The 16,572-nt window shown below is 45.6% G+C and carries 15 protein-coding genes; all 15 read right to left on the reverse strand.

Annotation, left to right across the window (positions count from 1 at the left end):
- Positions 1 to 5: 5 nt before the first annotated feature.
- On the reverse strand, positions 6 to 1,325 hold the full coding sequence (fliI, locus tag NSS66_RS01500; protein WP_013309889.1) for a flagellar protein export ATPase FliI: 1,320 nt from the start codon (positions 1,323 to 1,325) through the stop codon (positions 6 to 8).
- Positions 1,312 to 2,148, reverse strand: coding sequence for a FliH/SctL family protein (locus tag NSS66_RS01505; RefSeq protein ID WP_025723732.1), 837 nt, complete (start codon positions 2,146 to 2,148; stop codon positions 1,312 to 1,314). Before NSS66_RS01505 ends, fliI begins: the two co-directional genes overlap by 14 nt.
- The gene (gene fliG, locus NSS66_RS01510; protein WP_013370674.1) at positions 2,141 to 3,157 is read right to left on the reverse strand and encodes a flagellar motor switch protein FliG; all 1,017 of its coding nucleotides are present in this window, start codon (positions 3,155 to 3,157) and stop codon (positions 2,141 to 2,143) included. The genes NSS66_RS01505 and fliG overlap by 8 nt, the downstream gene beginning before the upstream one ends.
- Before the next feature lie 11 nt (positions 3,158 to 3,168).
- Positions 3,169 to 4,752, reverse strand: coding sequence for a flagellar basal-body MS-ring/collar protein FliF (gene fliF, locus NSS66_RS01515; RefSeq protein ID WP_023988187.1), 1,584 nt, complete (start codon positions 4,750 to 4,752; stop codon positions 3,169 to 3,171).
- Between the two features lie 35 nt (positions 4,753 to 4,787).
- Positions 4,788 to 5,102: a flagellar hook-basal body complex protein FliE gene (gene fliE, locus NSS66_RS01520; RefSeq protein ID WP_007430020.1), complete on the reverse strand. Its 315-nt coding sequence runs from the start codon at positions 5,100 to 5,102 to the stop codon at positions 4,788 to 4,790.
- 39 nt (positions 5,103 to 5,141) lie between these two features.
- Entirely contained in the window at positions 5,142 to 5,594 is a 453-nt protein-coding gene (flgC, locus tag NSS66_RS01525) for a flagellar basal body rod protein FlgC (protein WP_013309884.1), read from the reverse strand.
- A 6-nt stretch (positions 5,595 to 5,600) separates the two neighbouring features.
- Positions 5,601 to 6,008, reverse strand: a complete 408-nt coding sequence (gene flgB, locus NSS66_RS01530) for a flagellar basal body rod protein FlgB (RefSeq protein WP_013309883.1) — start codon at positions 6,006 to 6,008, stop codon at positions 5,601 to 5,603.
- A 408-nt stretch (positions 6,009 to 6,416) separates the two neighbouring features.
- A complete protein-coding gene (gene hslU / locus NSS66_RS01535; protein ID WP_340958311.1) occupies positions 6,417 to 7,817 on the reverse strand; it encodes an ATP-dependent protease ATPase subunit HslU in 1,401 nt (466 codons plus the stop codon).
- A gap of 36 nt (positions 7,818 to 7,853) precedes the next feature.
- Positions 7,854 to 8,396, reverse strand: a complete 543-nt coding sequence (gene hslV, locus NSS66_RS01540; protein WP_013309881.1) for an ATP-dependent protease subunit HslV — start codon at positions 8,394 to 8,396, stop codon at positions 7,854 to 7,856.
- A gap of 26 nt (positions 8,397 to 8,422) precedes the next feature.
- Positions 8,423 to 9,763: an FADH(2)-oxidizing methylenetetrahydrofolate--tRNA-(uracil(54)-C(5))-methyltransferase TrmFO gene (trmFO, locus tag NSS66_RS01545; protein WP_023988185.1), complete on the reverse strand. Its 1,341-nt coding sequence runs from the start codon at positions 9,761 to 9,763 to the stop codon at positions 8,423 to 8,425.
- 27 nt (positions 9,764 to 9,790) lie between these two features.
- The gene (gene topA / locus NSS66_RS01550; RefSeq protein ID WP_023988184.1) at positions 9,791 to 11,893 is read right to left on the reverse strand and encodes a type I DNA topoisomerase; all 2,103 of its coding nucleotides are present in this window, start codon (positions 11,891 to 11,893) and stop codon (positions 9,791 to 9,793) included.
- A gap of 286 nt (positions 11,894 to 12,179) precedes the next feature.
- A complete protein-coding gene (gene dprA / locus NSS66_RS01555) occupies positions 12,180 to 13,298 on the reverse strand; it encodes a DNA-processing protein DprA (protein WP_023988183.1) in 1,119 nt (372 codons plus the stop codon).
- 227 nt (positions 13,299 to 13,525) lie between these two features.
- Positions 13,526 to 14,455, reverse strand: a complete 930-nt coding sequence (gene sucD / locus NSS66_RS01560; RefSeq protein ID WP_025723280.1) for a succinate--CoA ligase subunit alpha — start codon at positions 14,453 to 14,455, stop codon at positions 13,526 to 13,528.
- A gap of 49 nt (positions 14,456 to 14,504) precedes the next feature.
- Positions 14,505 to 15,665 (reverse strand): ADP-forming succinate--CoA ligase subunit beta, encoded by a 1,161-nt coding sequence (gene sucC / locus NSS66_RS01565; protein ID WP_068940651.1) that lies wholly within the window; start codon positions 15,663 to 15,665, stop codon positions 14,505 to 14,507.
- A 330-nt stretch (positions 15,666 to 15,995) separates the two neighbouring features.
- Positions 15,996 to 16,466 (reverse strand): MarR family winged helix-turn-helix transcriptional regulator, encoded by a 471-nt coding sequence (locus NSS66_RS01570; protein ID WP_023988180.1) that lies wholly within the window; start codon positions 16,464 to 16,466, stop codon positions 15,996 to 15,998.
- Positions 16,467 to 16,572 lie beyond the last annotated feature (106 nt).

Raw genomic sequence — 16,572 nt, forward strand, 5'->3', positions numbered from 1 at the left:
AACCTTCATCTCCTCGTAAATTCAGAAATCAAACGCTCCCTTACCTCGTCCAGCTCAGCCTTTTCATCTGTTCTTTGTCTTGTAAAATCCCATATATCCCGTATACGCTCCATGGATTCGTCAATTTCTGCATTTGAACCCTGCTGATAGGCCCCGATATTAATCAGGTCCTCCGAATCTTTGTAGACGGCCATCAAGCGCTTAATGTTCTCGGCAGCGTCTATCTGATCTCGTGGTGCGATATCCTTCATAACCCGGCTAATACTCGCTAACACATCAATTGCGGGAAAATGTCCTTTGTTCGCAATCCCACGATTCAAGACAATGTGTCCATCCAAAATCCCGCGCACCGCATCCGCGATGGGCTCGTTCATATCATCACCATCGACCAGTACCGTATAAAAAGCGGTTATGGAGCCAGTAGGACCTGTCCCTGCACGTTCTAGAAGCTTAGGTAGACTAGCAAACACGGAAGGTGTGTACCCTCTCATTGCTGGCGGCTCCCCTACGGCTAGTCCCACTTCACGTTGGGCCATCGCATACCGGGTAACTGAATCCATCATCAGCATGACATTCAACCCGCGATCCCGAAAATATTCCGCGATCGTCGTTGCAATAAGTGCACCCTTAATACGGATTAACGCAGGCTGGTCGGAAGTTGCCACAATGACCACGGAACGTTCTAGTCCCTCTGGACCTAAATCCCGTTCAATAAAGTCCAGCACCTCGCGTCCACGTTCCCCGATCAAGGCAATTACATTCACATCAGCTTCCGTATTACGAGCAATCATTCCCATCAAGGTACTTTTACCTACACCCGAACCTGCAAAAATACCAACCCGTTGTCCTTTACCGATAGTAAGCAACCCGTCGATAGCGCGCACCCCGATACTGATTGGTTCCTGCACACGCGGACGATTCAGCGGATTGGACGGAATATTGAAGGTTGAATATCTCGCCATTCGAGAGGGAATCAATGAGCCATCCAGAGGCTGACCCAATCCGTCCAGCACTTTGCCTAACAGCTCCGACCCGACCTGCACATTCAACGGTTTCCCTGTTCCTACAACATCACAACCGGGACCAATGGATTGCAGTTCTCCAAGTGGCATCAGAAGCACTTTATTGTCCCTGAAGCCTACGACCTCCGCTTGCAACGGCTTTGCCGTTTTACCCGGATAAATGTAACAAACATCCCCGATACTGGCGTCTGGACCTTCCGATTCAACCATCAGGCCGATAACCTGCGTAACCTTGCCATTTACCCGAACCGGGTCCAGCTGGCGCAAATGATCCATGTAGCGCTGCGCATTAAGCCCCTTCATGTCTTCGCTCCTCATTCTCATGTGCCAGACGCAATAATTCCTTTTTGATCTCAGCTAATTGCGTATCAATCCGCGCATCCACACTTCCAAAGGAAGAACGGATAACACAACCGCGATCTTTCACAGTACCATCAGGAATAATTTGCAGTTCTGCCTGCGAATCGACAGTTAATGACAATTCTTCTCGTGCACCTTGCACAAATGCGAAATGCTGAGGCGACACACACAATGTAATGGTTCCTTTTTCCCGCTTACGAGCCAAATTTTTACGAATTAATTCAATCGTGTATTCAGGCTCAAGGCTAAGCTGTTTCTCAATGACCTTCTCAGCAATAGCACTACTCAGTTCAACCAGGAAAGGCTCAGCTTCCTGAATCAGTTGTTCCTTGATCTCATAGGCCTGACGCAGAATATCCTGTGCTTCTTCCATCATCTGCTCTGATTTCGTCTGGAGCTCGGCCTCAGCCAGCTTCTGACCTTCTTCATATCCTTGCTGAAACCCATCAGCTTTTAACGACTGAGTTAACTGCTCGTCATGCTCGCGTCGTTCCTGCCACCAGGCTTCAATCTGCTGCTGTGCCTCCTGAAGCATCCGTTCCGCTTCTTCAGCTGCCTCGCGAACCTGACGTTCGGCAAAATCCTTAGCATCATTCAGCATTTCATCCCGTAGCCGTTCAGCCTCGTGATCACGCTGAGGCTCCGGCTCCGTATATTCAGTTGTGATTTCTTCATCCGTCGTTTCTGGCGCATACGTATGTGCCACATCAATTGTTTTCAAAGCCTCTACAGGAACATATTGGAAAGATTTGATCAAGTTAGACAATGATGTCATCTCCTCCGCCGCGTGCGATTATAATCTCACCGGCCTCTTCCAATCTGCGGATTGTCGATACGATACGTGTCTGTGCTTCTTCCACATCACGCAACCGCACCGGTCCCATGTACTCCATTTCCTCTTTGAAGGTTTCTGCCATACGTTTCGACATATTTCGGAAAATCACATCGCGTACTTCTTCACTGGACACTTTAAGCGCCAATTGCAAATCTGCATTGTCGATATCGCGGATAATGCGCTGAATGGAACGGTTGTCCACATTGACGATATCCTCGAACACGAACATTCTTTTCTTGATTTCCTCAGCCAGTTCTGGATCTTGAATTTCAAGCGAGTCGAGAATCGTACGTTCGGTTCCGCGGTCTACGCCATTCAAAATCTGAACAATGGACTCGATACCACCCGCATTTGTATAATCCTGCGTTGCGGTTGCAGATAGCTTTTGCTCTAACACTCGTTCCACCTGGGAAATAACTTCCGGAGATGTACTGTCCATGACAGCGACACGCCGGGCCACATCTGCCTGTTTTTCCTGTGGCAGAGACGACAGAATTGCAGCCGCCTGCTCGAATTGCAAGTACGAAAGCACGAGAGCAATCGTTTGCGGATTCTCATTCTGTATAAAATTCAATATCTGGTTTGGATCAGCCTTGCGGGCAAAATCGAAGGGTCTTACCTGTAACGTCGCTGTTAGACGGTTAATGACCTCAACTGCTTTTTGCGATCCGAGTGCTTTTTCCAATATTTCTTTAGCGTAATTAATACCGCCTTGGGAAATGTACTCCTGAGCCAAACAAATTTGATGAAACTCGGCCATGATGGAGTCCTTCTCAATGGCATCGACCTTCCGCACATTGGCAATTTCCAATGTAAGTTGCTCGATCTCCTCATCACGCAAATGCTTGAATATTTGAGCAGATACCTCTGGTCCCATTGTGATCAGAAGTATAGCCGCTTTCTGTCTTCCCGTTAAACCTTGACTGCTTGCCTTTGCCAATGAACTCACCTCTATTCGTCAGCCAGCCATGTACGAAGCAGATTGACGAATTCGTCGGGTTTCTTTTTCGCCAGACTTTCAAGCTGTTTACGCACTTGACTTTCATTTGTCACACTTTCCATGGTAATAGACGGGAACTCCGTCGGCGTTGGCATGAGTTGCAATTCTTCATCCAACTCTTCTTCCTGATTACGACGACCGCGTACGATGAGGAAGATTACACCCGCCAGCAGTGCCAGAACAGCAGCTCCGATGCCCCATAGCCAAGGGTTGGAAGCTGAGAAGAATGTATTCGTGCTCGCAGGCGCCGGAACAGCTTGTGAGAACACTGAAACCTTCTTAGCCAAATCAGCGTCTGTAATAGTAGTACCAGAATTCGCTAACGACGCTCTTACAATATTAACCAAAATATTTTGAATTGCTGTCTGAGTTGCAGTATCCAACGTTTGCTGACCTGTTGGTGGTTCAACTGCTACATTAATGGTTAAATCTTTTACAGTGTACGGACTTTGGATAATATCCCTTGCAATTCGGTTAACTTCGTAGTTAATCGTACTTGAGCTCTTATCTGAGCTGGTATTGCCGGAATTAGCTCCTCCAGGATAGCCTGGAACATCCTGTGTTCCTGTTCCTGCAACTCCTCCGGTTTGTCCACTACTGCCCGTATAGCTTTCCTGAATTTGTTGGGCGCTAATTTCAATACCCTTCATTTTCGTTTGATCAACAGGTGTGACCATTTGTTCCTTTGATGTTACTTTGTCGAAATTTAGCTGGGACATAACCAGCACATTTACCTTGTCGTCTCCAACAATTTTCGACAAAAATTGTTGAACATTATTCCTTACATCGCTCTCAAACTTCTTCTGTAGAGCCATGTTTTCCTGAACACCACTAGTGAGCCCACCTTGGCCGCCCTTGGCCGTTGGAATCAACTCATATTCCTTATTGGTGATCGTAATGTTTTCCACTGGCAGATTCGGTACGGCCGTTTTTACCAGATTAAAATATCCGTCGATCGCTTGCTGATTTGGAGTAAAGCCAGGCTCGAATTCCATTTGAATCGAAGCGGAGGCTTTGTCCTTTTCTTCAAGTCCGGCAAAAATGTTTTCCTTTGGCATATTAATGACAGCTTTGGAGCTTTGGACACCATCCATCCGTTCCAACAGTTGCTGTATTTCGCCGTTCAATGCATTATTGTACTTCACATTGAACTCGTTCTCCGTCATACCAATGGCAGAGGAGGACTGGTCAAAAGCACTCATGCCGATTGAACCCTTCTGAATCAGGCCTTGAGACCCAACATCTACCTTCGCCTTATCCGCATTAGCGGTTGGGACTGAGATTTGTGTCCCACCAGCATTAAGTTGATACGGTATACCCGCAGAATCGAGATATTTAATGACTCCGGCTGCATCGTTAGCATTTAAATCTCGGAAAGCCACTTCATACTCGGTTTTAGTAAACTGCATCGTTAGCACTACAACGGCGATAATGATGAATGCTAATGTCGAAACAAGTAATATCTTCTGTTTTTTGCTGAAATTATTCCAATACCCGGAAATCTTATCCCGATATTGGGCGATTCTCTCGTTCACTCCGTCACCCCATCCGAAACTTTGCTAAACCCTCTTTACATCTGTGTACGCATGATCTCCTGATAGGCTTCGATCGCTTTGTTTCGGACCTGTGTAGTAAGCTGCAGGGAAAGCAGCGCTTGTTGGGAAGTGATCATGACCTGATCTACATCAACTTTGCCTGCCATGAATTGGTCGGACATCTGGTGCGTAGCGGCTTCCTGCTGCCCTACTTCATTGAGAGCATCCTTTAGGAAGGAACCAAAATCCTTCAAGGATTCGGAAGGCGTCGCTTTCGTCAACTCATTGTTAGGCGATTGAATCTGCTGTATTACCGGTGTCTGTACATTAAACATGGCGTTCTGAATCATGTTTTACTCTCCCTATTAAGTAGTTAGTAGTCCTAGAACTTAGCGACCGATTTCAAGCGCTTTGGAAACCATAGCCTTTGATGCATTCAGAGCTGTTACATTGGCTTCGTATGAGCGTGTTGCGGAAATCATGTCGACCATTTCTTTCATAATGTCTACATTAGGCATATATACATAGCCATCTTTATCAGCGTCCGGGTGACCCGGATTGTACACAGGCTTCAAAGGTGACTGATCTTCCTGAATTTGCGAAACCTTAACGCCAGCAGCGCTTGTGCTACTTCCTTCCATTTGAGCCTTTAAAACATCGGCAAAGCCAGATTGGTTCGGCTCCAAAACAACCGTTTTTCTCCGATATGGAACTGCTTGTCCATTCTCTACTTTCGCCCGAGTTGTCTCTGCGTTGGCAATGTTGCTAGATATAACGTCCATCCGCAACCGTTGGGCCGTAAGAGCAGATGCACTAATATCAAAGCCGTTGTTAATCTTCACCTAGTCCTATCTCCCTTCTACCGCTGTTCTCATCATTTTGATGCGCTCATTAATTTCTTGGATGTAGGTATTATATCTTAGTTGATTTTCAGCCATAAGACTCATTTCTCTGTCGATATCTACGTTGTTCATATTGTTATTCATGACTGAGTACCCATCTTTGGTGACCGTGGCATCTGGAATGGAGTTCACAGGTCCTATTTGAAAATGTCTTGAATTGGTTACTTTTCCACGTAGTGGTGTGACATCACCGTCCATTTGCTGCTGAAGCAGTTCTTCAAATGAAACCTCCGAACGCTTAAAATACGGGGTATCCGCATTGGATATATTGTCCGCCATCACACGTTGTCTCGTATTTGCCGCCTGTACACCTGCCTGAAGCTTTTGAAAGCTCATATCACCCAGCAGATTCATTTAGCTCCTCCCTCCCAGCGTCTACTCCAAAGTAAGATTCAATAAAACAAGATTTTTCACTTTTTTTCGACAATAAAATTTCATAATTATACATTTCTTTTAGGTCTTAAGTAGAAAATAATAACTTTCTGTCATATATTCTAAGTTTCGTAGAGTTGGGACCTAATTACAATAAGAAAAAAGCCCTATCTTTTTTAAAAAAGAGGGCTTTAGATGCATAAAATGTTAAATTTTTCAGGTTTATTTCAAGAAAATGAATGTTTTCTTAGCACTTTACACCTGTAAAAGATTATACGTCCTACTTTTGGAATAGACAGAAAAATCATCAACTTGACCATTATCTAGGTCTAAACGACGGTGCAAGATAGTGTTATTCTGGACCACACACCCTATTTTTAGAAACCCTATTCATAAAATATACTGACTAAGGTCCCTGTTTTGGGCAATATCTCCCAGCTTCTCACGTACATATTCCGGGGTAATGATCATATGATCCAATGTAAGCTCTGGTGCTTCAAACGACAGATCCTCCAGCAGCTTTTCTAGAATGGTATGCAAACGACGTGCGCCAATATTTTCGGTGTTGCGATTTACAGACTCAGCAATGCTGGCAATCTCACGGATCGCTTCCTCAGAAAATTCGACTTCAATCTCCTCAGTACGGAGTAAATCAGTGTATTGCTTGGTCAGCGCATTTTTAGGCTCCGTCAATATCGACACAAACTCATCCAAGGTCAGGCTACTTAATTCCACACGGATTGGGAAACGGCCCTGAAGCTCAGGGATCAGGTCAGATGGTTTTGCAACATGAAAAGCACCTGCAGCAATAAACAGAATGTAATCTGTTCTTACCGGACCGTATTTGGTCATGATGGTAGATCCCTCGACAATAGGTAAAATATCGCGCTGGACGCCTTCTCTTGACACATCGGGGCCACTACCCTTACCCTGGCTGGCAATCTTATCTATTTCATCAATAAAAATAATACCGGATTGCTCAGCACGCTTCACAGACTCCTGAATCACATCATCCATATCGATCAATTTGGCGGCTTCATCTTGAATCAACACCTTGCGAGCTTCCTTGACTGGTAGCTTGCGCTTCTTCGTCCGCTTGGGCAGAAAACTTCCGAACATCTCCTGCATATTCATACCCATTTGTTCATTCCCTTGCCCAGCAAACATATCGAGCATATTGGGTGCAGTATCCTCCACATCAATCTCTATGACATCATCTTCAAGCTTACCGGATAACAGATCGAATTTAACCTTACGGCGCTTTTCCGCCAAAGATCCATCCTGTTGTGGTGGTTCTTCTTCTACCGAAGTTCCCGTGTTATTGCCAAACAGCATTTCAAAGGGATTACGTTGCGATTTGTTTGACTTTTCTGCAGGTACAAGGATGCTGACAATCCGTTCATTTGCCATGTCCTCCGCTTTGTCCTTCACATTCTCTGTTCGTTCCGTCTTAACGATGCGAATGGAGGTTTCCATCAGATCACGCACCATGGATTCCACATCACGACCGACGTAACCCACTTCTGTAAATTTGGTCGCCTCTACCTTGACAAAAGGAGCCCCCACGAGCCGTGCAAGTCTACGTGCAATTTCAGTTTTACCCACACCTGTCGGTCCGATCATCAAAATATTTTTAGGCACAATTTCATCCCGGATATCATCCGGTAGCTTACTACGCCGATAACGGTTACGCAAGGCAACAGCAACAGATTTTTTAGCTTCCTTTTGTCCGACAATATACTTATCCAGCTCGGATACCACTTGTCTGGGCGTCAACGATTGATTATTCATTTTGCACTCCTCCACCCTTGAATACTCAGAGCCGATTTACAGTTCTTCCACGATAATCTGATTGTTCGTATACACACATATTTCCGAAGCAACCTCTAGCGCTTCCCGTGCCATGTCCTTTGCTTCCATGCCAGAGCCATGGCGTTTGAAAGCACGGGCAGCCGCCAATGCAAAATTACCACCTGAGCCAATCGCAAGCACATCATCATCCGGCTCGATAATTTCGCCGCCTCCAGAAATGAGCAGCATTCCGGATGAGTCCATCACAATCATGAGCGCTTCCAGCTTGCGCAGAATACGATCCTGACGCCAGTCCTTGGCCAGTTCCACGGCTGCTCTTTGAAGATTTCCGTGGTGTTCCTCTAGCTTATTTTCGAACTTTTCAAATAACGTGATAGCATCTGCCACCGAACCCGCAAATCCCGCAACGACCTGACCACGATACAATCTGCGCACTTTTTTTGCCGTCTGCTTCATTACAACACTGTTGCCGAACGTTACCTGTCCATCACCCGCAATAGCTCCTTTGCCATTGTGGCGTACAGCGCAGATGGTGGTAGCATGAAAGGACATATCCATAACGCGCTCCTCCTTTTCCTTCATCCTTATGCCTGTACTTCAGCTGACATAACTCCCGTTTCGTTGATATAACCATGCAAACTTTCCAGCGCGCGATTAGCGAGAGCTTCATTTTTTTCCTTTTTGTTACGAATCCGTTTCTCCAACTTTGGAAGCAAACCAAAATTTGCATTCATCGGTTGAAAATGCTTAAAATCAGCGGTCGTAATATACCGCGCCATGCTGCCTAATGTCGTTTCTGCAGGAAATACAAACATTTCCTGTCCACGCGCTGCTCGTGCCGCATTCATCCCGGCCAGCAGACCAGAAGCCGCCGACTCCACATATCCCTCTACACCGGTCATTTGTCCGGCGAAGAATAGATTACTTCTTCCCTTGAACTGATAGGTTGGATGAAGTTGCTGCGGAGAATTAATAAAGGTATTGCGATGCATCACACCGTAACGAACAAACTCTGCCTCTTCAAGACCCGGAATCATTGAAAATACACGCTTTTGCTCCCCCCATTTGAGGTGAGTCTGGAAACCAACCAGATTATACAGCGTTCCTGCGGCGTTATCCTGCCGAAGCTGAACAACTGCGTGGGGCAGTTCACCTGTATGTGGATTTACGAGACCCACAGGTTTCATCGGTCCGAACAATGCCGTTTGTTTCCCACGTTGCATCATCACTTCGATGGGCATACAGCCTTCGAAATAAATTTCTTTTTCGAATTCCTTGACTTGCGCTACCTCAGCCGTAATCAGAGCCTCATAAAAAGCATCAAATTCCGCTTCGTTCATCGGACAATTCAAGTACGCTGCTTCTCCCTTATCATAACGGGAAGCCAGATAAACCTTGCTCATGTCGATAGAGTCCTTTTCTACAATCGGGGCTGCCGCATCGTAAAAATAAAAATACTCCTCTCCCATCAGCGATTTAATCTGTTCCGACAAAGCTGGAGAAGTTAAAGGCCCCGTCGCAATGACCACAATACCGTCCTGTGGGATTTCCTGAAGCTCTTCATTAACAACCTCGATCAAAGGGTGTTGATGAAGCGTATCAGTAATATGACCGGAAAATCCGTCACGATCCACTGCCAATGCACCGCCAGCCGGAACAGCATGACGATCTGCTGCACTCAGAATCAAGGAGTTCAGTATTCTCATCTCTTCCTTCAGTACGCCTACTGCATTCGTTAGGCCGTTTGCCCGCAAGGAATTACTGCATACCAGTTCGGCAAATTTATCTGTATGATGTGCTGGTGTTTTTACAACCGGCCTCATTTCATATAACTTAACTGGCACTCCACGGCTTGCAATTTGCCAGGCAGCTTCGCTGCCCGCCAAACCTGCTCCGATGACCGTTACCTTTTGTAGTTCACTCACGTTTAAATCCCCCTGCTATTGTTGTTCTTAAGAAGTCTCTACGCTCTCATCGCTCTCTTCCAGCATTTCGCTGTGATCGCAGACAGTACAGTTGAGCTTCGTTCCTTGTTTTGTACGTTTTTCGACCATTAGGCTACTGCAACTTGGGCAAGGCTTAATAGACGGTTTATCCCAGGAAACAAAATCACATTCCGGGTAGCGGTCACATCCATAGAAGACACGTCCCTTTTTACTCCGTCGTTCGACGACATGACCCTCACCGCATGTAGGACAATTAATCCCGATATCCTTAACAATTGGCTTTGTGTTACGGCAATCTGGAAAAGCAGAACAGGCCAGGAATTTACCAAATCGGCCAAGCTTATACACCATTTGGCTGCCACACTTATCACAAATGACATCGGATACTTCATCTTTTATTTCAATTTCTTTCATTTCTTCTTCAGCCACTTCAAGTCGCTTCTCGAATGACTCGTAAAAGTCACTCAACACCTTGACCCAATTACCTTCGCCTTCTTCGACGTGGTCAAGATCACCTTCCATATTAGCTGTAAACTCCACATTCAGAATCTCTGGGAAGAACTCCTCCATCTGTTCGATGACCAATTCGCCCAGCTCTGTAGGGAAAAACTTCTTCTCTTCAATAGCAACGTACCCACGTTTCTGAATGGTTTCCAGCGTTGGTGCATACGTACTTGGACGTCCTATACCCAGTTCTTCCAGCGTCTTCACCAGTCGCGCTTCCGTATAACGGGGAGGCGGTTGTGTAAAATGCTGCTTCGGCTCAACCGCTTCTTTTTTTAACTTATCGCCTGGTTGAAGTGGTGGCAGCAGTTTATCTTCTTCGGTTTTACCGTCGTCATTTCCCTCTACATACACTTTCATGAAACCTGGAAAACGAACCTTAGAACCTGCTGCCCGGAATATCGTCTCACCCGCTTCAATATCTACGGACAAAGTATCCATAATAGCAGAAGCCATCTGGCTGGCCATGAAACGTTCCCATACCAATTTGTACAAACGGAACTGATCCCGACTCATAAACGGCTTAACTGTTTCCGGATCGCGTAACGCAGAGGTTGGACGAATCGCTTCATGCGCATCCTGGGCGTTGGCCGCTTTTTTTGAATATTGACGAGGAGTTTCAGGTACAAAAGCTTCGCCATATTTTTGAATAATTAATTCTTTCGCTTCCTCTTGAGCTGAAGCGGCGATCCGTGTGGAATCCGTACGCATATACGTAATCAGACCCACGGTCCCTTCTTTACCTAAATCCACACCCTCATATAGCTGCTGAGCTACAGACATCGTTTTAGATGCACGGAAGTTGAGCTTCCGAGCCGCCTCCTGCTGCAAGGAACTTGTTGTGAATGGAGGAGAAGGATTGCGTAAACGCTCTTTCTCTTTAACATCGCGTACCTTGTAGGACGATTTTCCGATAGCTTCTAACACTTCTTGTACATCCGCTTCGCTAGAGAGTTCTTTCTTTTCACCGCGCAGCTTATGAAATTTCGCTTCAAAGGTACTGTCTTTAATAGCTAGTTTAGCTGTAATCGTCCAGTATTCTTCCGGTACAAACTCACTGATCTCGTTTTCCCGGTCCAAAATAATTTTCACCGCAACCGACTGCACACGCCCAGCGGATAGGCCCTTTTTTACCTTTTTCCAGAGCAACGGGCTGATTTTGTAGCCAACAAGTCGATCCAGTATCCGTCGTGCCTGCTGAGCATTGACCAAATCCATATTGATTTTACGGGGTGTTTTAAAAGCATCTTTGACAGCCTGCTTCGTAATTTCATTAAATACAACACGGCAATCTGCTGTATCGTCCAGTTCCAGCGCATGCGCCAGATGCCAGGCAATAGCTTCACCTTCGCGATCCGGGTCAGCCGCCAGATATACTTTTTTTACTTTTTTTCGGGCATCCTTTAATTCTTTTAGAATTGAGCCTTTACCTCGAATGGTAATGTATTTGGGATTAAAATCATTTTCGACCTCTACGCCGATCTGACTCTTCGGTAAATCCCTGATATGACCCATGGAAGCCTTGACGATATATTTACTGCCTAAGTATTTGCCGATCGTCTTCGCCTTGGAAGGCGATTCCACGATGACGAGTGAATCCGCCATAGGCTCTTCCTCCTCTCAATTACACACATGAATATGATAGACTTCCTGAAATGTGGTGAGTTATGACGCGATAGAGAGCTTCACAGATTGGTCATTCTTCCGGATCGCTGAGATTCTTCAGAAAAATTCCATCTGCTCCGCTGCTGCGAGTCATAATGTCAACACATTTCAGGAAGTGGGGAAGGAGTAGGAATCCGCGACGCGGATGAATGCCATACTGCCCTCCACCTGATGTTTAAAATTGAATTTGTGCATTTACTAACTAAGGACTTTGCAAAAACAACTACTAAATAAGCTTGTATTTTGTGCCCGCTAGCTGGGCGATCCTTTTTTTTATGATTAACGATAACAGAACTGCGTGTAAAAGTCCAAAATCCCATGCCGTAGCATCAAGCAGTTCATCCAGTGTCATGGTTCCCTGTTCAAGCAACAGTATGACACGGTTTTCCTCAGAAGTCTCACTTTCTGGCACTTTGGAGACCTCCTTCAGATTAAGACTCTGCTCTCTATTGTATGAAGAAACCTCCCTTGTACGCAAATCTGCTTCATACTCCTCAATAATATCCGAAGCTTCAGTGACCGTTTTTGCCCCTTGCTTAATCAAGCTCAGCGTACCTCTACTCTTCGGTGACGTAATGGGTCCGGGAACAGCAAACACATCTCGATTTGCCTCCAGTGCAGCATCAGCGGTAATCAAGGAGCCGCTTCTTGCATCTGCTTCGACAACAAGCGTTCCCTTCGTTAGACCGGCTATAATCCGATTACGTTGTGGAAACATTCCTGGATGCGACCTTGTGCCTGGAGGATACTCTGATAAGATCAAGCCATTGCTAGCCATCTCTGCAAATAAAGACGCATTTTGGGGAGGATAAATTTGATCAATCGCTGTTCCCAGTACACCAATCGTGTTTCCTCCCCGACGCAGGGCTGTTTCGTGACAAATACTGTCAATCCCTCTCGCCAATCCGCTAACGATTGTAATCCCTGCATTACATAATCCCTCTGTTAGTATCTCCGCTGCTCTACGTCCATAAGCGGTGGGAACGCGGGTTCCTACCATGGCTATAGAACATGTATGCAAAAGTGATTTATCCCCTTTTGTATACATTACCCAAGGTGGGTCAACTGTTTCCTTCATTAATAGGGGATAATCCTCGTCCACATAAGTTACCGTTCCAATATCACCGGATTGAACTCGCTGATATCGTTCATGCACCCATTCTTCATCATAACACTGAGCCGCAATGCGTGCCTGAGCAGGGCTTAACCCTATCTCGATCCACTTCTGTTCGCTAAAATGCAGTAGCTCATGCAATTGATAGTCACTCGACCAAATACGCTGAATTGTTTTTCTTCCGATTCCCTCTAACTCATGTAAGCCTAACAAAAGCCATCTTTCTTCCAAACTATGGTTCCCCCATTCACGGAAGAGTGAACCCTCCCTTATTTTGTGGCACAATGAATCATTTTGCAAGCGTTTCCCTGACAAGCCTGTCTTAACGCAAAAAAAGCAACCCTTTCATCCCCTGTTTCAGAAGATAAAAAGGTTGCTTACCTTTCTTTCATTATACACTAGACTGCGGCAAATTTCGATGCAGTTTTATGGCCTGTATATTAATGAAGGAACACGATTTAATGTGTCGTACACAAATTCAAAATACCACGTGCTTCCAGCACACTTACCAGTGTCGAGCCCATTTCGGAAGGAGTCGGTGCCACCTTGATCCCGCAGGCTTCAAGCGTGGCAATTTTCTCTTTGGCCGTTCCTTTTCCACCAGAAATAATGGCACCTGCATGCCCCATCCGTTTGCCAGGAGGCGCAGTCACACCACCGATAAAACCAACCACCGGCTTCGTCATATTATCCCTGATCCACTCGGCAGCCTCTTCCTCGGCTGTACCACCAATTTCTCCGATCATAATGACAGCATGAGTGTTGGGGTCCTCATTGAAGCGTTGCAAAATATCAATGAATTCTGAACCTTTAACGGGGTCACCGCCAATACCAACCGCAGAAGATTGTCCTATACCTCGGGTCGTTAACTGATGCACTGCTTCATAGGTCAAAGTACCACTACGTGACACAACGCCTACATGACCTGGTAGATGAATGTAACCTGGCATAATACCGATTTTACATTCTCCTGGCGTAATAACGCCCGGGCAGTTAGGGCCAATCAGAACGGTCTTTTTACCTTCCATAAAACGTTTGACCCTGATCATATCAAGCACCGGAATGCCCTCCGTGATGCAAATCACGAGATCTAATTCCGCATCTACAGCCTCCAAAATGGAATCTGCGGCAAAAGCTGGTGGCACGTAAATCACGCTCGCTGTAGCGCCAGTAGCTTCCTTGGCTTCGCTCACTGTATTAAACACCGGCAATTTGACCTGTTGTCCGTTCTCCAGTGTAATTTCTACCTCGGTGCCTCCCTTACCTGGAGAGGTGCCACCTACCATTTGTGTACCGTAATCAAGTGCACCCTTGGCATGAAACAACGCCGTTTTTCCCGTAATCCCCTGTGTAATCACCTTTGTATGCTTATCGACCAAAATACTCACGATCTTCACATCCCCTATCGTTTATTCGGCATATCGGAATGCAAACAGGCTATTGAACAAGTTCGACGATTTTTTGGGCGCCATCCGCCATGGAATCGGCTGCCACGATATTCAAACCGGATTCCGCTAAAATCTGTTTGCCGAGCTCAACATTCGTACCTTCAAGACGGACAACAAGCGGACGAGTCAGCCCCAACTGTTTGGCAGCCTCCACGACGCCGTTCGCAATGATGTCACACTGCATAATTCCGCCGAAAATGTTCACGAAAATACCTTCTACCTTCGGATCGGACAAAATGATTTTGAACGCTTCGGTTACCTTTTCCGTCGTCGCACCGCCCCCTACGTCTAGGAAGTTGGCCGGATCGCCACCGTAATATTTAATAATATCCATGGTTGCCATCGCCAAACCCGCACCATTGACCATACAGCCAATATTTCCGTCCAGAGCGATATAGCTTAGATCGTATTTAGATGCCTCAATTTCCTTCTCATCCTCTTCATCCAAATCACGCAATTCCAAAATATCCTTATGACGGAACAACGCATTAGAATCAAAATTCAGTTTGGCATCCAACGCCAGTACATTCCCATCACCCGTAACGACTAAGGGATTGATTTCTGCAATCGAACAATCTTTGTCCACAAAAGCTTCGTATAGCGCCAGCATAAACTTGACCGCTTTGTTTACCAGTTCATTAGGAATATTAATGTCATATGCCAACTTACGCGCCTGATACACCTGAAGCCCAATCGCTGGATCAACAACCGCTTTAAAAATTTTCTCCGGAGTGGCTGCAGCCACCTCTTCGATTTCCGTACCGCCTTCTTCTGAGGCCATCATTACGATACGTCCAGTCGCACGATCTACGACAACGCCGACGTAATATTCTTTATGAATATCGCAGCCTTCCTCAACCAAAAGGCGTTTGACCTCTTTACCTTCAGGTCCGGTCTGATGCGTCACCAGCACCTTACCCAAAATTTCAGAAGCAAAAGTCCGCACCTCATCCAAACCTTTGGCAACTTTCACGCCACCCGCTTTACCGCGTCCACCAGCATGAATTTGTGCTTTTACCACCGTAACAGCGCTTCCAAGCGATTCTGCCGCAGCAACGGCTTCCTCCACCGTATAGGCAACCTTACCGTTCGGTACAGCCACTCCGTACCGCTTTAATACTTCTTTACCCTGATATTCATGGATATTCATTCTGGAATCCTCCTATCAACATGACTGCAACAAGGGCGGTTCACAAGGAAATCTATACTAAACCTACATCATTGTAACATGTTTTTAAAACGCTTTCCTTATAATTTAACCTCATGAATTACAGTATTTTGATATCATTATCATTCCCAAAATCGAATGCTTGGATATTATTGGATATTACCATTAATACAAATTCACACAAAAAAAAAGCACCTCTACAACATGGGATTACCTAATCCGCATTAAGAGGCACTTTATTTCTTCAAGCATTATTACTTTCAGCTGAGAACAACTCATGCCATAAGATTCGCAAGAGCAACTGAAAATACCTTATGATTTTTCAATTTGTACATTCGCTTGATGAACACGGTCAAGCAGATCATTGAACTGGAGCAGAAGCGACCCAAATTGATCATGAGTCATACTTGTTTTTTCCTGGATGCATCCTGGTACAGATAGAGCTTTTTCCCGCAATGCGCTTCCCTCTGTCGTCAAAGAAATCAGCACCTTACGCTCATCCTGAGTGGAACGCTTTCGATCGATCAGCCCGGCGTTCTGCAATCTCTTCAATAGCGGAGTTAGTGTGCCGGAGTCCAAATATAGTGCCTCACCCAATTCCTTCACTGTACACTCTTCACGCTCCCAGAGCACGATAAGTACCAAATATTGCGAGTACGTCACACCGAGCTTTTCCAGATAAGGCTGGTATAACTTCGTAATCTCTCTGGAGCATGCATATATGGCAAAGCATAACTGATTATCAAGTTTTAACGCTGTACCTTCATTAGGGTTGTTTTCCATGCTGTCTGATCACCTACTTTCGTCATTATTTTAGCACATTATATAATAAAATACATGCTAATTGCACAAAATACTTTACAAACGATAATTATTTTGATAAATTAAA

Source organism: Paenibacillus sp. FSL R10-2748 (assembly GCF_038005565.1).
GTDB classification, from domain to species: Bacteria; Bacillota; Bacilli; order Paenibacillales; family Paenibacillaceae; genus Paenibacillus; species Paenibacillus polymyxa_B.